15 protein-coding genes, 1 tRNA gene and 1 riboswitch are annotated in these 19,638 nt (G+C 63.7%); of the genes, 4 read left to right on the plus strand and 12 right to left on the minus strand.

The annotated features are described in order from the left end of the window. Positions 1-23: 23 nt before the first annotated feature. Positions 24-2,177 carry a hydantoinase/oxoprolinase family protein gene (locus tag ACT6QG_RS03285; RefSeq protein WP_444976169.1) on the minus strand — a complete coding sequence of 718 codons (2,154 nt, stop codon included), beginning with the start codon at positions 2,175-2,177 and terminating at the stop codon, positions 24-26. A gap of 498 nt (positions 2,178-2,675) precedes the next feature. On the opposite strand from ACT6QG_RS03285, the gene ACT6QG_RS03290 reads away from it, so the two are divergent. After that, the gene (locus ACT6QG_RS03290) at positions 2,676-4,571 is read left to right on the plus strand and encodes a sigma-54-dependent Fis family transcriptional regulator (protein ID WP_444976170.1); all 1,896 of its coding nucleotides are present in this window, start codon (positions 2,676-2,678) and stop codon (positions 4,569-4,571) included. Positions 4,572-4,670: 99 nt separating this feature from the next. On the opposite strand, the gene prpB is transcribed toward ACT6QG_RS03290, so the two are convergent. From prpB to ACT6QG_RS03320, 6 genes are all read right to left on the minus strand, one after another. Further along, the gene (prpB, locus tag ACT6QG_RS03295; protein ID WP_444976171.1) at positions 4,671-5,588 is read right to left on the minus strand and encodes a methylisocitrate lyase; all 918 of its coding nucleotides are present in this window, start codon (positions 5,586-5,588) and stop codon (positions 4,671-4,673) included. A 189-nt stretch (positions 5,589-5,777) separates the two neighbouring features. Further along, positions 5,778-7,001, minus strand: a complete 1,224-nt coding sequence (gene prpC / locus ACT6QG_RS03300; RefSeq protein WP_444976172.1) for a bifunctional 2-methylcitrate synthase/citrate synthase — start codon at positions 6,999-7,001, stop codon at positions 5,778-5,780. Between the two features lie 101 nt (positions 7,002-7,102). After that, positions 7,103-8,638, minus strand: coding sequence for an MmgE/PrpD family protein (locus tag ACT6QG_RS03305; RefSeq protein WP_444976173.1), 1,536 nt, complete (start codon positions 8,636-8,638; stop codon positions 7,103-7,105). Positions 8,639-8,642: 4 nt separating this feature from the next. Further along, positions 8,643-9,107, minus strand: a complete 465-nt coding sequence (locus tag ACT6QG_RS03310; protein ID WP_444976174.1) for an acyl-CoA thioesterase — start codon at positions 9,105-9,107, stop codon at positions 8,643-8,645. A 1-nt stretch (position 9,108) separates the two neighbouring features. Beyond that, positions 9,109-9,339 (minus strand): hypothetical protein, encoded by a 231-nt coding sequence (locus tag ACT6QG_RS03315; RefSeq protein ID WP_444976175.1) that lies wholly within the window; start codon positions 9,337-9,339, stop codon positions 9,109-9,111. Between the two features lie 43 nt (positions 9,340-9,382). Then, a complete protein-coding gene (locus ACT6QG_RS03320; RefSeq protein ID WP_444976176.1) occupies positions 9,383-11,002 on the minus strand; it encodes an isocitrate lyase in 1,620 nt (539 codons plus the stop codon). Positions 11,003-11,188: 186 nt separating this feature from the next. Here ACT6QG_RS03320 and ACT6QG_RS03325 point away from each other — a divergent pair, with 186 nt between their 5' ends. The 3 genes from ACT6QG_RS03325 (at position 11,189) to ACT6QG_RS03335 (ending at position 15,591) form a co-directional block, all read left to right on the plus strand. Then, entirely contained in the window at positions 11,189-12,601 is a 1,413-nt protein-coding gene (locus tag ACT6QG_RS03325; protein WP_444976177.1) for a short-chain fatty acyl-CoA regulator family protein, read from the plus strand. 70 nt (positions 12,602-12,671) lie between these two features. After that, a riboswitch (cobalamin riboswitch) is annotated at positions 12,672-12,865 on the plus strand. 119 nt (positions 12,866-12,984) lie between these two features. Then, positions 12,985-15,336, plus strand: a complete 2,352-nt coding sequence (gene metE / locus ACT6QG_RS03330; RefSeq protein ID WP_444976178.1) for a 5-methyltetrahydropteroyltriglutamate--homocysteine S-methyltransferase — start codon at positions 12,985-12,987, stop codon at positions 15,334-15,336. A 178-nt stretch (positions 15,337-15,514) separates the two neighbouring features. Further along, positions 15,515-15,591: transfer RNA gene (locus tag ACT6QG_RS03335), tRNA-Arg, on the plus strand. Positions 15,592-15,679: 88 nt separating this feature from the next. Here the strand turns inward: ACT6QG_RS03335 and ACT6QG_RS03340 are convergent. From ACT6QG_RS03340 to ACT6QG_RS03360, 5 genes are all read right to left on the minus strand, one after another. Continuing rightward, a complete protein-coding gene (locus tag ACT6QG_RS03340) occupies positions 15,680-16,270 on the minus strand; it encodes a hypothetical protein (RefSeq protein ID WP_444976179.1) in 591 nt (196 codons plus the stop codon). A 112-nt stretch (positions 16,271-16,382) separates the two neighbouring features. Beyond that, positions 16,383-17,585: an MFS transporter gene (locus tag ACT6QG_RS03345; protein WP_444976180.1), complete on the minus strand. Its 1,203-nt coding sequence runs from the start codon at positions 17,583-17,585 to the stop codon at positions 16,383-16,385. 22 nt (positions 17,586-17,607) lie between these two features. Then, positions 17,608-17,985, minus strand: a complete 378-nt coding sequence (locus tag ACT6QG_RS03350; protein WP_444976231.1) for a MerR family transcriptional regulator — start codon at positions 17,983-17,985, stop codon at positions 17,608-17,610. A gap of 192 nt (positions 17,986-18,177) precedes the next feature. Beyond that, positions 18,178-19,071: a LysR family transcriptional regulator gene (locus ACT6QG_RS03355; protein WP_444976181.1), complete on the minus strand. Its 894-nt coding sequence runs from the start codon at positions 19,069-19,071 to the stop codon at positions 18,178-18,180. An 86-nt stretch (positions 19,072-19,157) separates the two neighbouring features. After that, positions 19,158-19,628, minus strand: coding sequence for a cyclophilin-like fold protein (locus ACT6QG_RS03360; protein ID WP_444976182.1), 471 nt, complete (start codon positions 19,626-19,628; stop codon positions 19,158-19,160). Positions 19,629-19,638: the final 10 nt, after the last annotated feature.

Here is a 19,638-nt window from a genome sequence, read left to right on the forward strand (position 1 = left end):
TTTCGGAGCTCTCATTGCGCGCATCAGACCTCGCGCAGATGGAACAGGCGGTGCCCGTCCAGCCAGGTCTCGAACCCGTCCGGCACCACGAAGGTGGTGGCATCTGATTCAATGATGGCCGGGCCGGTGATGCGATTGCCGGGGCGCAGGGATTCCATGCGATAGAGCTGCGCATCCACCCAGCGCTTCTTGCGGTAGAATTTGCGGGTGCCGAGGAATGCATCCGCGGGCGGAGTGGGGCCTTCTTCTTCCTCCTTCGGAATCTTCGGCTTGGGGATGGGAACCATGCCGCGCATGATGGCCCCGGTGACTGAGTAACCCAGTTCCGGCGAGCGGGCGGATGCCGCATAGACCCGGCCATAGGTCTCGTTGAACGCCTCTGTCAGCGTCACCCAGTCTTCGGCCGTCGCGGCGGTGGTGATGGGGGACTCGATCTCCAGATCATTGAGCTGGCCGCGATACTGCATGCGGTAGCCCGGCTGGAGGGTGACTTGATCGGCCGAATAGCCGTTCAGCTTGAACTCCTCGAGCACATTGTGGGTCAGCTCCTCCCACGCGGCCTGAAGGGTCTTTGCCGCCTCTTCCCCCTCTGCGGGTGTGGCCTCGGTCGCCATATTGATGTCGAGCGACTTGTCGTAGCGATACTCGAAATCCGCCGCTGCACAGCCAAAGGCGGAGAAGCCGGCCGCCCATGCGGGCACGATCACATCCTCGAAGCCCAGTCCCTCGGTGTATCCATAGGTGTGCACCGGGCCGGCACCGCCATAGGAGAAGCACACGAAGCTGGCTGGCGAATAGCCCTTGCCGGAAATCATTGCCCGCAGATAGTCGCGCAGGTCGCTGTCCAGCAGTTCGATGACCCCGGCGGCCGCATCCTCGACCGAGAGGCCGAGCGGGTCGGCAAGCTGGGTTTTGATGGCATCCACCGCCCGCTGGCGATCCAGCTTCACTGCGCCGCCAAGGAAGTTGTCCGGGTTGAGATACCCCAGAACCACATGGCAGTCGGAAATGGAGATGGTGTCTATGCCGCTGTCCGCCCAGCACACGCCGACGCGGTAACCGGCCGAATCCGGCCCAAGCTTGATCGCCTTGGTATAGGGATCGAGCCGGATGAAGGAACCCGCTCCAGCTCCCACCGAGTCCATTGCCACCAGCGGCAGCGAGAGGACGAGACGGGCCATGTCAGGGTCATTGCGGATGGTCAGTTCGCCCTGGGTGATGAGCGCCACATCGAACGAGGTGCCGCCGATATCCGAGCAGGCGATGTTCCTGTAGCCCAGCACCTCGCCCAGATATTTCGCGCCGATCACCCCGCCAATGGGACCGGAAACGATGGTGCGGGCCAGTTCCTTCGCCTTCCATGAAATGGTGCCGCCATGGGTTGCCATCACGCGGAAATCGAACTTGGTGCCATGCTCCTTGAAGGCGGCGGAGATCTTGTTCAGCGTCTGGCGGGAGGGCTCCGCCGCATAGCCTTCCAGAATGGTGGTATTGGTGCGATGGGTTTCCTTCCGCACCGGATAGTAGTCAACCGATGCGAAGACCGGGATCTGCTTTCCGCTCTTTCCGATTTCTTCCAGAACGATGTCGCGTACCCGCCGTTCATTGGCGGCATTCTTGTAGGAATGCAGCAGCGAGATCACGATGCCTTCCACATCCTGGGCGATCAGGTCACGGGCAGCTTCCCGTGCAGTGTCTTCGCGCAGAGGGATCACTTCTGTGCCCATCATGTCCGTGCGCTCGATCACGCCGCGCGTCAGGTGGCGCGGCACCAGCGGAGGATCATAGCGATGGGTGTTGAGATGGATGCGGTCTTCATAGGCATAGCCCAGATGACTCTGCACCGCCCGGCCCATGCGATGGAAATCCTCGCACCCGCGATTGACGATGAGACCGCATTTCAGCCCCTTGCGTTGCACCACGCGGTTGAGCATCGCCGTGCCGGAATAGACCCCGGTCTGAAGCTGGCGCAGACCTTCCTCAAGGGACATGTTCCATGCGCCCAGCGCATCCTCACTGGATGCGATGAGGCCGAGAGATTCGTTCTGCGGCGTGGACTGGGCCTTGCCGACAACGAATTCACCTTCTTGATCAACGAAGAAGGTGTCCGTCATGGTGCCGCCGGCATCAATGCCGAGCACCTGAACACTGCGCATATTTGTGACAGGTACGTTCACGTGTCTGTCCTCCCTTATGACCGGCGGCATTCAACCGCGCCGGTTCACACCATGAGGAGCAGAATGCGTGCCAGAATCCGCCTGCCGGGAAACATGTCTATTTTTCAGTTGTTTGAGTAATTGAGTCTGAAATGCCGTTTTGCCACCTGTCCGATATTCGGACGGTTGTCTGTCTGACCTGAAGCGATACAGGACGATGATGCCCGGGAACCTCTGGCAGCACTTGTCTTTATCGGCGGTCTGCGCCTATCATTCGCCTAAAGTCGGTCGCCGCCGGTCTGTCAGAAGCGGGCGAGCAGAACACGACGAACAGGGAGTGAAACCGCCATCGGGCGGGCGTGCCGGAAATGTCCTGCGCATGGGTTTCACCTGTGTGCCGCAGACCGGCAATCCCGCATGTTGGCTCATGGTCCGGGCAAGGCATCCGCTTCCGCACATGCCGTGAAGCAGACCCTGTGGCTGTCCGGCCGGAGGGCTGTGCCGGTGATCAATTGTGAGATGGAACGCGCCTGGGAGGGGTTTCAGGTGCACGGAACGGCTTCTGACGCGATCCGCCCGCCGGTGATCGCCTCCTGGCACCGCTCTCGCGCGCATGATATTCCCGCCGCCCGTCGGCAGGCCCCCGTCATCAGTGAAGGGGAGTTTCATCGCCTGCGCCAGCATAATGGACGCCTGCTGCGCGCCGCCCGCCAGGCCATGAACGATGCTCGCCAGTTGCTGGCCCAAACCCATTCCATGCTCATCCTTGCGGATGCGGACGGCACAATTCTGGAGGCTGTGGGCGATGCCCGTGCGGTGGACACAGGGCAGGATGTGCGGCTCCAGCGGGGGGGAGTCTGGGCGGAAGAGAAGATCGGCACAAATGCCATCGGGACCGCACTGGCCGCGCGTAAACCTGTACAGATTCATGCCGCGGAACATTTCTGCGCGGCCGTCCATCGCTGGACCTGTGCTGCCGCCCCCATCTGTGATCCTGCTGACGGGGCGGTGATCGGGGCCGTTGATATTTCCGGTTCTCCCAGCACGTTCAATCCGCAGAATCTGGCCCATGCCGCCGCCATCGCCCATCAGATCGAGGCGGTTCTGGAGCGGCGCATGGCCATGGAGCATGAGCAGGTTCTGCGCCATTTCCTGAACCGCCGGGCGCTGTGGCAGTCCGATGACATCATCGCCTTCGGCCGCTCCGGCACGCTGATCTTCTCGACCGATCACGCGGTGCGGGAAATCCGCCGGCGCAATGAGGACTTTGTCGCCGAGGGTTACCTTGCCCCCATGCGCGGGGCGGAGCCGGAGGAGTGGGCGCGCAAGGTGGCGGACATGCTGCCCGGCACCAGCCTTGAGCTTGTCAGCGAGGATGGGGAAAATATCGGCGGCGTCATCGTTCTCAACAGTGCGCGCCGCGCCCGCCCGTCCGTCCGCACCACCCGGCCGGTTGAGGAGCGGGACTATTCCTTCGAGACCATCATCGGCAACAGCACCATCATGCGCGAGACGCGCGACAAGGCCCTGCGCATGGCGCAAAGCGGCCTGCCGGTGCTGCTGGAAGGGGAGACCGGGGTCGGCAAGGAGCTGTTTGCCCGGGCGTTCCATGCCGTCAGTGCGCCGCAGGGGCCTTTTGTACCGGTCAATTGCGGCGGCCTGCCGCGAGATCTGATCGCCAGCGAGCTTTTCGGTTATGAGAAGGGGGCCTTCACGGGGGCGGACAGCGCCGGGCGGCAGGGCAAGGTGGAGGCGGCAGCCAATGGCCTTCTGTGCCTTGATGAAATCGGCGAGATGCCGCTCGAACTGCAATCCTATCTGTTGCGCGTGCTGGAAGACGGGGTGGTGTATCGGGTGGGCAGCCATGTTGCGCGGCGCGTTGCGTTGCGCCTTGTCTCCATGACCAATCGTGACCTGTCTGAAGCGGTGGCGCAGGGGCAGTTCCGCAAGGACCTGTTCTACCGCATCGCCGCCCTGCGCCTGCACATCCCTGCCTTGCGGGAGCGGGGCGAAGATGTGCTGTTGCTGATGGAGCATTACTGCATCGAGGCCGCCCGCCGGCTCGGTCGCGACACGCCGCATGTGAGCGCGGCGGCGGCGGATGCCTTGCTGGCCTATTCCTGGCCGGGCAATGTGCGCGAGCTGCGCAATGTGGCGGACATGCTGGTCTCCATGATCCGCGCCGACAGCATCGGGCCGGATGATCTGCCGGCGGAAATCCGTGCGGGCCATCATGGCGGTGCGAGCAGCAAGGCCACGGACCTGAGATCGGTCAAGAACCAGATCATTCTTGATGTGATTGCCTCATGCGATGGCAATCTGTCCCGCGCGGCGCGTCATCTGGGCATTGCCCGTTCCACCCTGTACATGCGCCTTGCCGCCATGTCGCGCGAGGGGCGGGGGCGCGGCAATTAGGGCGCCCCCATGGGGCTCCGTGGCCTGTGCCGCCCCGCGGAATGCAAACGGGGCCGCCACCCGGATGAGCGACGGCCCCGCCAATGGGTCACACCGGAATCAGGCCGCGGGAGGGGTCGGCACCACGGTGGCGACGATGGAGGCGTCAAGCGCCTCGAAATCCTTCAGGCCGATGGTGTCATAGAGTTCCGCGCGGGTCTGCATCTCGTCCACCATGGCCTTGGTGGAGCCGTCACGCGCAATGGTCTTGTACAGCTTTTCCTGCGCCTTGTTGGCGACGCGCAGGGAGGAGACCGGCCAGATGACCATGCGATAGCCCATCTCTTCAAACTCTGCGGCGGTGAAGAAGGGGGTGCGGCCGAATTCGGTCATGTTGGCCAGCAGCGGCACGCCGGGCATGCGGCGGGCGAACTCGCGGAACATCTCGGCGGTGTTCAGCGCCTCGGGGAAGATGGCATCGGCACCGGCCTCGATATAGAGCTTGGCGCGGGCGACAGCGCCATCCATGCCCTCGCTCGCGGCGGCATCCGTGCGGGCGATGAGATAGAGGTGGCGGCGGGCCTTGGCGGCGGCGGCGACCTTGGCGGCCATGTCATGCGCATCGGCCAGCTTCTTGTCGTTCAGATGGCCGCACTTCTTGGGCAGAAGCTGGTCCTCGATATGTACCGCCCCGGCGCCGGCTTCCTCGAAGGTGCGCACCATGTGCATCACGTTCAGCGCCTCGCCATAGCCGGTATCGCCGTCCACCAGCAGGGGCAGGCCGGAGGAGCGCGCGATCTGGCGGATGAAGAAGGCCACTTCATCCACGGTGATGATGCCCAGATCCGGCAGGCCCATGGAAGCGGTCATGGCCGCGCCGGAAAGATACAGCCCCTTGAAGCCGGCGGCGCGCGCCTGCAGGGCGGCCTGCCCGTTATGCGCGCCGGGGAGCTGCGCGATGCCACCTTGTTCCACCAGCGCGCGAAAGCGCAGGCCCGCAGGTTCTGAAGGCAGGTCGGCAGCGACGAGATAAGGCATCTTGATCTCCTGGAGGAATGGCAGACACGGTTTGCCCGCCAGTGCAGGCGGGCGACAAGCCGGTGACGTTGCCCATGGGAGGCGGGGAAACCGGCAATATTGCGTTCAGATAAGACGGACCGCTCCCCCGACTGCGAGGACACAGGAGAGCGATCCGTCTGCGGGCGGCCCTGACCCGCCCGGTGCGGCTCAGACAGCGCGATGGAGGTGAGCGCCAGTCTCTCCGCCAGTTTGCCCGCGCGCTTCCAGCGGCACGAACACCTGGTTTTCCGGCCCTACATAATTCGCGGAGGGACGGATGATCTTGTTGTCCTGGCGCTGCTCGATGATATGCGCGCTCCAGCCGGAGGTGCGGGCAATGACGAACAGCGGGGTGAACATGGCCGTGGGCACGCCCATCATGTGGTAGGAGACGGCGCTGAACCAGTCGAGATTGGGGAACATGCTCTTGGCGTCCCACATCACCGTCTCGATCCGTTCGGCAATGTCATACATGCGGGTGGAGCGGGCTTCCTGGGAAAGCTGGCGCGCCACCTTCTTGATGACCACATTGCGCGGGTCCGAAACCGTATAGACCGGGTGGCCGAAACCGATCACCACTTCCTTGTTCTCGACACGGCGACGGATGTCGGCTTCCGCCTCATCGGGATGGGCGTAGCGCTTCTGGATCTCGAAGGCCACCTCGTTTGCGCCGCCATGCTTCGGCCCGCGCAGCGCGCCGATGGCGCCGGTGATGGCCGAATAGAAGTCCGCCCCCGTGCCGGCGATGGAGCGGGCGGTGAAGGTGGAGGCGTTGAACTCATGCTCGGCATAGAGAATGAGCGAGGTGTGCATGGCGCGCACATGGCTTTCCTGCGGGGCCTTGCCATGCAGCAGGTGCAGGAAGTGGCCGCCGACGCTGTCATCATCGGTTTCCACCTCGATGCGCCGGCCATTCTGCGTGTAGTGATACCAGTAGAGCAGCATGGAGCCGAGCGAGGCGATGAGCCGGTCGGCAATATCGCGGGCGCCGGGAATATTGTGGTCTGCCGCTTCCGGCAGCACGCAGCCCATGGCGGAAACGCCGGAGCGCATCACATCCATCGGATGGGCGGCGGCGGGCAGCTCTTCCAGCGTGCGGCGCACGGCGGAAGGCAGGCCGCGCAGGGTCTTGAGCTTGGCGGTGTAGGCGGCCAGCTCGGCCGGCGTGGGCAGGCTGCCATGGATGAGGAGATAGGCGATTTCCTCGAATGTGCAGCTTTCGGCCATGTCGAGAATGTCATAGCCGCGATAGTGCAGGTCGTTGCCGGTGCGGCCGACCGTGCACAGGGCGGTGTTGCCGGCGACGACGCCGGACAGCGCGACCGACTTCTTGGCCTTCTTCGGCGTTTCGGAACCCGGTTCAGAAGCCGGGCTGGCAGTGGGGTTGGACATGTGAACCTCCCGGAATCCGGGCCTCCGGTTGTCCGGGGCCTTTTCCATGATGAAAGGAGCGTGACGACCCGGCCGGAGCCGGATCGCCAGATCGGGTCAGATCAGTTGGAACCCGCCTTGGCAGGCGCGCGCCAGTCGAAGATGCCGGTGGGCGCCTGGCCCGCCAGCAGGGACGGATCGACCGAGAAGTTGAGACCGAGCAGGTCGTCGGCCTTCAGCTTGGACAGGCGCTCCACGGTGCCGAGGAAACGGTCCTGTTCGGACTGGGTGACGATGCCGTCCGCAAGGGCGCGGAACTTGGCCACATACTGGGCGCGGGCGAAGGGGCGCGCGCCGAGCGGGTGGGCGTCGGCAATCGCCAGCTCATCCTCGATCACCTGACCGTTCTTCAGCTTCACGACGACGCGGCCGCCGAACGCCTTCTCCTTCGGGTCGCGGCTGTGATAGCGGCGCGTCCATTCGGGATCTTCCACGGTGGAGATCTTGTGCCAGAGGGCCACCGTCTCGGGGCGGTTCGCCCGCTCCGGCGCATAGGAGCGCACATGGTGCCAGGCGCCATCTTCCAGCGCGACAGCGAAGATGTACATGATGGAGTGGTCAAGCGTTTCACGGCTTGCCTTCGGGTCCATCTTCTGCGGGTCGTTCGCGCCGGTGCCGATCACATAATGGGTGTGATGGGAGGTGTGGATGACGATGCTTTCCACCTGCGAGAGATCACCGATCTTCGGGCCCATGCGGCGGGCCAGATCGATCAGCGCCTGGCTCTGGTATTCGGCCGAGTGCTCCTTGGTGTAGGTGTCGAGAATGGCGCGCTTGGCCTCGCCCTTCTCCGGCAGAGGCACGATATATTCCGCCGTCGGGCCGCCCAGCAGCCAGGCGATGAAGCCGTCCTCGCCTTCCCATGCCGGGGAGGGGGCGCCCTCGCCGCGCATCACGCGGTCCACCGCCTCTACCGCCATCTTGCCGGCGAAAGCGGGGGCATAGGCCTTCCAGCTTGAAATCTCGCCCTTGCGGGACTGGCGGGTGGTGGTGGTGACATGCAGCGCCTGCTGCACGGCCTGATAGGTCACCTCGGTGGAGAGGCCCAGCGCCGCGCTGATGCCTGCCGCGGCCGAGGGGCCGAGATGGGCGATATGGTCGATCTTGTGCTCGTGCAGGCAGATGCCCTTCACCAGATCCACCTGGATCTCATAGGCTGCCGCAAGGCCGCGGATCAGCGCCTGTCCATCCAGCCCGCAATGCTGCGCGACCGCCAGAACCGGGGGAATGTTGTCGCCGGGATGGGAATAGTCGGCTGCGAGGAAGGTGTCATGGAAGTCCAGCTCGCGCACCGCCACACCATTGGCCCAGGCCGCCCATTCCGGGGAGATGCGGCGGTGCTGGGACAGGCCGAACACGGTCGCGCCCGGCTGGAAGGGGTGGGCCATGGCCTGGGCCCGCGCGCTCGCAACCGGGCGACGGGTGAGGGAGGCCGCAGCCACAGCAGCATTGTCGATGATGCGGTTGCCGATCATCTCGACCACTTCATCTTCCACCGCGACCGGATCTGTCGCCACTTCCGCGATCTTCCAGGCCAGCTGGTCGGCGCGGGCGAGGTGCTCGGCGGATTTATAGGTGCGGACGTTATGCTGCTTCACTTCGTCATTCCTTGGTCTGAGAAGATGTGGGCTGGGAAGAGGGGACGGGGGCGGGGATGGGCATGGGCTTGCCCGATGCATTCACCGCCACCATTTCGAACGTGCCGCGCACGGCCAGACACCGGGCGCCGGAAATGAGTTCCTCCGCCGTCACCTCGACGGTGACGGTCATGGATGTGCGCCCCACCCGAACGACCTGCGCGTCGAGTTCCACGATCTGCCCGACTTTCACCGGCACGTGGAATTCGGTCTTTTCCGAGCGGGCCATCACCACCGGGCAGCGGGCACGGCGGGTGGCGGCCACGAAGGCCGCCTTTCCCATCATGCTGAGGGCATTGCCGCCGAACAGCGTGCCGTAATGATTGGCCTGATCCGGGAAAACCATCTCGACGAAGCGGGTCTGTCCGGGACCTGCCTCCCTGTCCGATGCGGGCTCGGGCAGGGGGGGAAGGGGGGCATGGGCACCCATGTCAGGGGGCCTTGGCCGCGTCGGCCTCGCGCACCAGAGGGATCATCTGATCCCCCCAGCTGCCAGCGCCATCGTGGTAACGGGAGACCCGAACCAGCTCCACCGAGATGCCGGAGGACACCGCGCGCTGGATCGCCTCGTTCATGCGGTGCACCGCATCGGCGACCCGGTTGATGGCGCGGTCGCGCTCGGTGAGATCCTGGGCGGGAACAGCCTTGAATTCCGTGCTCATGTCGAACACTCCTGAAAAAGGGATGACGTTCAGCCCGCGCGGCTCATTCGGCCGCGAACTGGTTCATGGTGTTGGCGTGACCGCCCGCCTTCAGGGCGCGCTCGCCGGCGACCATCTCCTTGAAGGTGTCGCCCAGATCCGAGCCCACCTCGTGCTGGTGCTTCACCGCCGAGATGCCGCGACGGATTTCCTCGCGCTGCACGGTGGCGACATAGGCCAGCATCTTGTCCTCGCCGAAATAGCCGTGGGACAGCTCGTCCACCGACTTGGCGGTGAGGTGGAAGGTGGGCAGGGTGATGAGGTTGTGGAACACGCCGGCCCGGGCCGAGATGTCGCTCTGGAAGCGCTTCAGGCGGGCGTCCGCCTCGCGGCCCAGATCGGTGTCATCGAAGTCCTTGCCCATCAGCGCATTGCCGTCCGGGTAGTCGGTGTCCTTGATCTTGCCTTCCGCGATCCACTGTTCACGCACCTGCTTGCGCAGGTTGAGGGTCCAGTTGAAGGAGGGCGAGTTGTTGTAGGTCAGCTTGGCGTTCGGCACCGCCTTGCGGATCTCGTTCACCATGGAGGCGATCTCGTCCACGTTCGGGGTGTCGGTCTCGATCCACAGCAGGTCGGCGCCGCCCTGGGTGAGATTGGCGATGCAGTCCTCGATCACGCGCGCCTTGCCGGTGCCTTCCTGGAAGGGGAACAGGCCATTGGGCAGGCGCACCGGGCGCACGAACTCGTCATTGCGGTAGAGAGCCAGCTCGCCGTCGCGGATGGGGTTGTCCTTGCTGATCGGCTCGGTCTTGAGCCACTTGATGTATTCGCTCGCCAGATCGCCCGGCTGGGTGCTGACAGGCACCTTCTGGGTGAGGCCGGCCCCGAGGCTGTCGGTGCGGGCGACGATCACGCCATCCTCCACGCCTAGCTCCTCGAAGGCGAGGCGGCAGGCGCGCAGCTTCTCGATGAAGTCCTCGCGCGGCACGGTCACCTTGCCGTCCTGGTGGCCGCACTGCTTGGCGTCCGACACCTGGTTCTCGATCTGGAGGCAGCAGGCGCCGGCCTTGATCAGCTCCTTGGCGAGCAGATAGGTGGCGTGCTCATTGCCGAAGCCGGCATCGATATCGGCGATGATCGGAACCACATGGGTCTCGAAATTGTCGATGGCCTCGATCGCCTTCGCCTCGGCGGCGGCATCACCCTTCTCGCGGGCGGCCTTCAGGTCCTTGAACAGGTCATTGATGGCGACCTCGTCGGCCTGGCGCAGGGAGACGTAGATCTCCTCGATCAGGTCCGCGACAGCGGTCTTCTCATGCATGGACTGGTCCGGCAGATGGCCGAAGCGGTTGCGCAGACCGGCCACCATCCAGCCGGAGAGATAGACATAGGTGCCCTTCGTGGTGCCGCGCAGGCGCTTGACGGCCTTGATCATCTGCTGGGCGTGGAAGCCGGACCAGCAGCCGAGGGACTGGGTGAACTTCGAGCTGTCCGCATCATAGGCGGCCATGTCGGCGCGCATCACGCTCGCCATGTCGCGGGCGATGTCGAGATGGGTGTCAAAGCTGTTCTGCAGCTTGAGCTGGATGATGTCATCCACATTCACGCCACCGGGCGCGACGCCCTGCGGAAACCGCTTTGCCAGTTCTGCCCTCAGTTCACTGTAGCTCTTACGCTGGCCCATCTTGTCCTCCTGTTTGCCCGCGCCCTCGCGTCCTGCCTGCCCGTTCATGTGGGCCGGTCGTTTGGAAAAGGACTTGCGATCGGCGTCTGATCCTCACAATATTCGCGAGAAAATTTTCGGGGAATGACTGAAAATGCGAGTGTTTGCGAGTGATAATCCTCAGTTTTGCGAATTCTGCGAATTTCCATGAAGAAAACATTTGTCGGTGTGCGGCTGAAAAGGCTGCGGGAAGAAAAGGGGCTGACCCAGGTGGCGCTGGCCCAGGCGCTCGGCCTGTCGCCCAGCTATCTCAACCAGATCGAGAAGAACCAGCGGCCGCTCACCGTGCCGGTGCTGCTGAAGATCAACGAGATCTTCGGCGTGGATGTGCAGCTCTTCTCGGAGGGGGATGAGGGCCGGCTCGTGGCCGATTTGCGGGAGGTCTTCGCAGACCCTGCGAACGGCGAAAAAGTGAGCCTTGCCGAACTGAAGGAGGTGGCGGCCTCCATGCCCGCGCTTGGGCGCTCCATCGTGGCGCTGCACCGGCGCTGGCGGCATGCGGTGGACCGGGCGGATGCCATGGCCGGCAAGCTGGGGCTTGGCTCCGGCGGGGTGCCCAGCCAGACCACACCCATGCCCTATGAGCAGGTGCGCGATTTCTTCTACGCCCATCACAACTATTTCGCGGAGCTGGATGAGGCCGCCGAATCGCTGGCCCTTTCGGCAGGGCTCGTGCCGGGGGAAATGGCGGATGGGCTGGCCTTCTATCTGGAACAGCGCCATGGCGTGCGCGTCACGGCGGTGCCGGATGAAATGACCCATCGCCGTTTTCGGCCGGTCGAGCGGGTACTGCATGTCTCGCGCCGGCTCGAAAACGGCCAGCGCGCCTTCCAGATCGCCACCCAGCTGGCGTTTCTGGAGCAGGGGGAACTGATTGAGCAACTGGCGACTGAAGCGGCATCCGGTGCGCCGGAAACCCATGCCCTGGCGCGGATCGGCCTGGCGAACTATTTCGCCGGTGCGCTGCTGATGCCCTATGGCGCGTTTCTGGCGGCGGCCGAGGCCGAGCGCTACGATATCGAACGGCTGGGACGGCGTTTCGGCGTGGGCTTCGAGACGATCTGCCACCGCCTCAGCTCCATGCAGCGGCCGGGTGCGCTGGGGGTGCCCTTCTTCTTCATCCGCGTGGACCGGGCCGGCAATATTTCCAAGCGCCAGTCGGCGACGGACTTCCACTTCTCCCGCGTTGGCGGCACATGCCCGCTGTGGAATGTGTATGAGGCCTTCACCCAGCCCGGACGTATCCTCACCCAGATGGCCCAGATGCCGGACGGGCGGACCTATCTGTGGATCGCCCGGACCGTGCGGCATGAGGCGGGCGGGTTCGGGGAGCCGGAAAAGACCTTCGCCATCGGGCTGGGCTGTGATGTGCGCCATGCCGGCCGGCTGGTCTATTCACGCGGGCTGGCGCTGGATGATCCCAAGGCTGCAACGCCGATTGGCGCGGGCTGCAAGGTGTGCGAGCGCCCCGCCTGCCCCCAGCGCGCCTTCCCGCTCATTGGCCGGGCGCTGGTGGTGGATGAAAGCCGCAGCGGCTTCACCCCCTATGCCGCCCACTGAAAGGATTTCGCACCTGAATAGCGATATAAAGATGTCTTTATATTTGCCTTGACAGCGCCCCGGGCCGCGCGCAAGGTTCAAGGGTCGTGGTTCTCCGGGTTGCCCCCGGAGCGAAGAGGGAAGCTGGTGGAAAACCAGCGCTGCCCCCGCAACTGTAAGCGGTGAGCTGACATCCGGAAGACGCCACTGGGCCTTGTGCCCGGGAAGGTTGGATGAAGGCGATGACCCGTGAGCCAGGAGACCTGCCATGACAAAATACGTTCTCGGGCGGGGTGTCCCGGAGGAGCGCTTCTGTTTTCGCGGGCAGGCGACGGCTGTCGTGCGCGCGGGAAAGCGGATGCCTGCCGCCATGGCCTCGCCCTCAGCAGAAGGGCTCAAGAGCCGTGACTTCTTCTCTCATTCCTGTTGCGACCCTCGGCACGCCGCGTATCGGCCCGCGCCGGGAGCTCAAGGTTGCACTTGAAAGCCACTGGGCGGGCGAGACCAGTGAGGCTGCATTGCTGGAAACAGCCGCGAAACTGCGCGCTGAAAACTGGGCGCGTCAGAAGGCGCGTGGCGTCACAGTCATCCCCTCCAACGATTTCTCCCTTTATGATCAGGTTCTTGACACCTCCGTAATGGTGGGTGCCGTGCCCGGGATCTATGGCTGGCGCTCTGGCAAGGTGCCGCTGGAAACCTATTTCGCCATGGCGCGCGGCGCCCGGACAGAGGCGCAGGACGCCTGCTGCGGCCATGCCCATCATGCCCATGGAGGTGCGGGCGCAGGCGTGCCGGCACAGGAAATGACCAAGTGGTTTGACACCAACTACCACTATATGGTCCCCGAGCTGGAACCCGGCCAGCGGTTCGAGATCGGCGCGCTGAAGCCGGTGGAGGAATATCGCGAGGCGAAGGCGCTGGGGCATGAAACCCGCCCGGTGCTGCTGGGCCCCGTCACCTTCCTGAAGCTGGCGAAGTCCCGCACTCCCGGGTTCAACACGCTGGACCTGCTGCCCGGCCTGCTGCCGGTCTATGTCGATATCTTGCGGCGTCTGGCCTCCAGCGGTGCGCAGTGGGTGCAGATGGACGAGCCCTGCCTGGTGCTCGATCTGGATGATGCCACCCGTGAAGCGCTGCGCCGGACCTATGGCGCGATCGCGCTGGCCCTGCCGAATCTGAAGATCATGCTGGCGACCTATTTCGGCGCGCTGGATGACAATCTGGAGACCGCCCTCTCCTTGCCGGTGGCCGGCCTGCATCTCGATCTGGCCCGCGCGCCGGAGCAGCTCGATGTGGTGGCCGCGAAGGCACCGCTCGGTCTGGTGCTGTCACTGGGCGTGATTGACGGGCGCAATGTGTGGCGGGCCAATCTTCCGGCGCTGGTGCACAGGCTGGAGAAGGTGGTGGCGCAGCGGGGCACGGACCATGTGCAGCTTGCTCCCTCCTGCTCGCTTCTGCATGTGCCGATCGATCTGGAACAGGAAACCGCGCTTGATGCGGATGTGAAATCCTGGCTGGCTTTCTCGCTCCAGAAGATGGACGAGCTGGCCGTGCTCTCTGCCGCGCTTTCCGGGCAAGGCGAGAGTGTGAGGGCGCAGCTTGAGGCTTCGGCCGATGCCGCCGCGGCCCGCAAGGCATCCACCAAGGTGCACAATGCCGCCGTGGAAGCGCGCATGGCTGCGGTGACGGCCGACATGGCGCGCCGCAAGCATTCCTACGCCGCCCGTGCAAAGGTGCAGCGCCCGCGCTTTGGCCTGCCGGCTTTCCCCACCACCACCATCGGCTCCTTCCCGCAGACGGCGGATGTGCGCAAGGCGCGTTCCGCCCATGCCAGGGGGCAGATGGACGATGCGGCCTATGCCGCCTTCCTGCGGGAGGAAACGGCCCGAACCGTGAAATGGCAGGAAGAGATCGGCCTCGATGTGCTGGTGCATGGCGAGTTTGAGCGCAACGACATGGTGCAGTATTTCGGCGAGCAGCTCTCCGGCTTTGCCTTCACCAGACATGGCTGGGTGCAGAGCTATGGCTCGCGCTATGTGCGCCCGCCGATCCTCTTCGGGGATGTGGCGCGCCCGAAGCCGATGACCGTGGAATGGTGGCGCTATGCCCAGTCCCTCACGCAAAAGCCCATGAAGGGCATGCTGACCGGGCCGGTGACCATTCTCAACTGGTCTTTCGTGCGCGATGACGTGCCGCGCAGCGAGGCGTGCAAGCAGATCGCGCTCGCCATTCGCGATGAGGTGCAGGATCTGGAACGGGCGGGTGCCGCGATGATCCAGATCGACGAGGCTGCCCTGCGTGAAGGTCTGCCGCTGCGGCGCGCGCAGTGGAAGCACTATCTGGACTGGGCGGTGGAGGCGTTCCGCCTGTGCTCGTCCGGCGTGGCGGATGAGACGCAGATCCACACCCATATGTGCTACTCGGAGTTCAACGACATCATCGATGCCATTGGCGCGATGGATGCCGATGTGATCTCCATCGAGACTTCCCGCTCAAAGATGGAGCTGCTGGAGGCTTTCACCAGCTACAAATATCCCAACGAGATCGGTCCGGGTGTCTATGACATCCACTCCCCGCGTGTGCCGACGGTGGACGAGATGGATGAGCTCATCATTCTTGCCCGCAAGCGGCTGGCGGACGAGCAGATCTGGATCAATCCGGATTGCGGCCTCAAGACCCGCAAATGGGAGGAGGTGCGCCCCGCTTTGGTGAACATGGTGGCCGCCGCCCGGGCCGCCCGCGCCCGCGCGCACTGAGCGTGACGACATGAACGGGCACGGTGCATGCCACCGCGCCCGTTCCGGCACTCTGGCATTCCGGCCCCGTCCGCGGCCAGGAAGGGGGGCGCATGGCAGAGCCATCTGGGGAGAATGTCGCTTTCTGATCGAACCTTGTTGACCTTGATGGGCATGTCAGGTTAGGCATGGCACCGTTGCACCCGTAGCTCAGCTGGATAGAGCGTTGCCCTCCGAAGGCAAAGGCCGCACGTTCGAATCGTGCCGGGTGCGCCATTTCAGAACAGAATTATGAACGCCGAACGCCGCCGTTTCCACGCTCGAAGCGGCGACCACCCTCCGCGCCCGTTACCGTATGATCGCCTCACGAGGCGCGCAGCGTGTGGCCCTTTTCGACCAGCCATGAATCGTGCAGCCACTTTTCAGTGCCGCGATGGCCGGGGAACGTGATCCAGTTAATGTCGCGCTCGAACACCATGACCTTTCGGTCCGCGCCGACGATGACCCACATCCAAAGGCCATCGGCGCTGTTGCGCATCTTCACCTTCATGCCGGTAAGGGTCAGGTCTTCCGTGCGGCCATTGCGAGTAACGCGCAGCGGCTCGTCATGCGGCTCGATCCAACTGATTTTCATTCCCGGCAGAAGGTCGGGCGCGGCATCGCGCAGGAAATCCATGGCGATGGCCTGCGTTTCCTCACGCGAAGGCAGTTCCCCGCCGACCAGATCGAGGTCAATGCGCGCGAAACCCTTGAGACGGCCGTTTTCGGCGATCACGGTGCTGAAATGCTCCCCGCCGAGCGCCGCGTTGCGTCCGTCCGTGCGCTCGTAGCGAACCAGCTCGGCTCCTTCACCGTCAACGCTGACGGCACGGCGAGCGACTTCGCGATAGCCAGTTGGCATGAATGTATTGATGACAGTGGCTGCGGGCTGCGCGGCGGTGGTTGTCACGGTCATGGAATTTCCTTTCGTAGAGTCTGCGAGCGCGATGTTGGCGGCTGTGCCAGCGAAAAGGCCGAGTGCGGCGAGCACCACGGCAGGGCGTATGCGAGGCATGTCGAAGTCTCCTTTAGCTTGGGTTGGAGGGGTGAGGCCGGCGGATGCCGATGGTGAGGCCGACAACGGCTGCAAGCAGCAGTGCGGCCGGAACCAGCGAGAGCGGAACGATCCCGATCCCGGCGAGAGCCTGAGCAACAGGCGGCGCAAAGCTCGCGCCGAGGAACAGCGCGAAGCTGTAGATGGCGAGCGCAAGGCCGCGATTGGCGTTGGTCGCGCGTCCTGCGACAGTGGCGATCAGGCCCGGCACCGCAAAAGCCACTCCGGCAGACAAGGCACCGCTCGCCACTATGATCGCGGTTGGCGAGGCGATCGCCCCGACACCAATCGCCAGTGCTGCGAGGACAAGGCCGATGCGGGCCGTGACTGGCGCACCGTAGCGTCGGATCATGGGCGCAGCCGCGAAGGTGAGAAGTAGCGGCGGCAAGCCGATAAGGCGGACGGTTTGAAGATCCACCCCGATATTCGCGCCGAAAATCTGCGTCCCGCTGTAGAAAGCGACAAACCCGAACAGCACTGTGACGGCTGCCGCCCATGCAGCGATGATGCCCGGATCGCGAACGAGAGAAGCGAAACGATTGCCCCGTGTGCCACTCCCGACGCCCGGCGCGATGTTCTTCGCGGCGACGGCGAGATAGAGGCCGACTGCGCCGAGCAGATAGAGCGGCGCAAGCTCGAACATGATGGTGGACAGGCTGCTGCCGGTCTGAACCGCGAACAGTTGTGACAGCGGAGCGGCCCCGAGAAAGGCGAAGCTCATCAGCGATACGCCCAGCGGGCGATGATGGGGCGGTAAATCCTCGGCTACGAGCGAGAGCGCCACGGGCGGGAAGATCGAGGCCGCAAGCCCCTGCGCCGCTCGGGCGGCGAGAAGAAGCCCGAAGCTGGGGGCGAGTCCGACCAGAGCCGTCGCTACAGCCGTAGCCATTAGGCCGATCAGGATCATCCGCTTCCGGCCGTAGCGGTCTGATAGGGGGCCGAAGATCAGAAAACCGGCAGCATAGGCGATGCCGAAAGCCGTGCCGATCAGGGCCGCGTGCGCCGGATCGACCCCGAAAGCCGCCGCGATCCCGGCTACCATTGGGATCGTTACATAGAGCTGGCCGACCACAATGAAACCGCAGGCCATGAGAAGCGCGAGCAGAGCGACGTGGCGGCCAGTCAGTCGATCAGTTTCAGATTGTAACTTGACGTTAGCTGTAGATTGAGGAGGCATTCGTTCCTGTCCTTGCCCGCACTTACGCCTGTTTCGCTTCCGCGATCAGTTCGTGCATACGGGCAATGTTGGTTTCCAGATCGCGCTTGAACGCGGTCAGTTCATGAAGCTGGGCGTCGGCCTTGGTGAGCTGGGCTTGCAGGATTTCCAGCACCTTTTCCTTGCCCTTGATGCCGCTCGCATCCTCGAAATAGAGGTCGATGACAGCGGCGATCTCGTCGAGGCTAAGTCCAAGGCGTTTCAAAGCGGCGATCTTCTCCAGCCGCTTGAGCGCAATGTCGTCATAGTAGCGGTAGCCGACGCCCTCGCGCTCGGCGGGCTTCAGCAGCCCAAGCCGCTCGTAATAATGGATCGTGCGATGGCTGACCTTAGCCCGCTCCGACAATTCCCCGATCTGCATAAGTGACGACAAATTACACCTAACTAAACCTGACGTTTGGTGTAGATTTATGTTGGCGAGGCCACTAAGTCAATGGCCGTGCCTACCATCATTCGGCGGCGAGTTGGAAGCTTACAATCCCAACCCCCGCTGCCTTCCCAACTGCCACGACACCGAGGGGGCTGGTTCATTTATTTCCGACATACGCGCGGGTTATTCACGATACCGAAGGGCGTCGACCAGAGTGACGAAAGCTGGGGAGGATTGGCGACGGCTCGGATAATAGAGATGATAGCCGTCCCAATAGGGCGACCAATCTTCTAGCACGCGTTGGAGCTTGCCCTTGGCGATATGCGGCAGGGCGATTTCCTCCGGCACGTAGCCGAGGCCCCTGCCTGCCAGAGCGGCATCCAGAACGTGGAAGATGTTGTTGAAGACGAGCTGGCCGTCGACACGCACCTTGATCTCGCGGCTGTTCTCCTCGAATTCCCAGACATAGAGCGCGCCGGAGGACGGGAAGCGATAATTGATGCAGTCATGCTGCATCAAATCCTGCGGTTTCTCAGGTATCGGACGGTTGGCGAAATAAGACCTGGCCCCCACGACGCAAAACCGGAAGTCTGGTCCGATGCGGGCCGAGATCATGTCCTTGGCAAGCTGTTCCCCCATGCGGACGCCGGCGTCGTAACGCTCGGTAATGATGTCGGTCAGGCCGTTATCCAGGAGAAGTTCAATCTTAATGTCCGGATACTTGGGAAGGAAGGTCTTCAGTTTCGGCCAGAGGATATTGTTGATCGCATAATCGGGGGCCACGATCCGCACTGTTCCTGCTGGCTTTTCTCGCAGCTCATTGAGGGCGTCGACCTCGATTTCGATCTGATCGAAGTGCGGACCGATCCGCTCCAGAAGACGCTCTCCTGCTTCGGTCGGCGCAACAGCGCGCGTGGATCGCATCAGCAAGCGGACGCCAAGACGCGCTTCGAGCTGGCGGATCGTATGGCTGAGCGCCGACTGGGAGATGCCGAAACGGGCAGCAGCTTTGGTGAAGCTGCGTTCGCGGGCTACGGCCAGGAATGCGAGCAGGTCATTGACATTCTGGCGCGGCATTCATGAGCTCTCTTCATGGTCGGCAGGATATTTTACTCGATTTCTCAAGAAAAAGGGACATCGTTGCGTGCTGGCGCGTCGCCTGCTCACTTGGCTTTCTGAAGGCGAACGGTGATCGGCCCCGGACGATCAAAGATCGAGACGTTCCCGCTGACCTGGCCGAGGATGACAATGCCCGGCTGCGGGACGCGTCCGCCACGGTAGTAGATCACGAAGTGATCGCGGCTCCACAGGCCGAGGGTGCCGACGGAGAATTCCTGCTGTCGGCGGATCTCAGGCAGGGGCGACGGTAGGTTGCCGGTCTTCTCCTGGCGGAGATGGTCAGTCATGGCGACCGTGAGTGGCAGCATGTCCGCGAGAGCTTTCGCCGCAGCATTGTCCGCGAGGACTGCAGTGACTTCCCCCCATTCTGACGAGATTCGAATGCGTTCTTGAGCCATGGCGGGTCCGGATAGTCCGAGGGCGAGAATGGCGGCGCCCAACAATGATCTCAGCACGTAACAGCCTTTCCGATGAAGCGTGATGGTCGATGGGTCTGCCGTTACCGTCAGGTCCATCGTCCAGATC

Source organism: Haloleucobacter ellipsoideus (genome assembly GCF_052491725.1).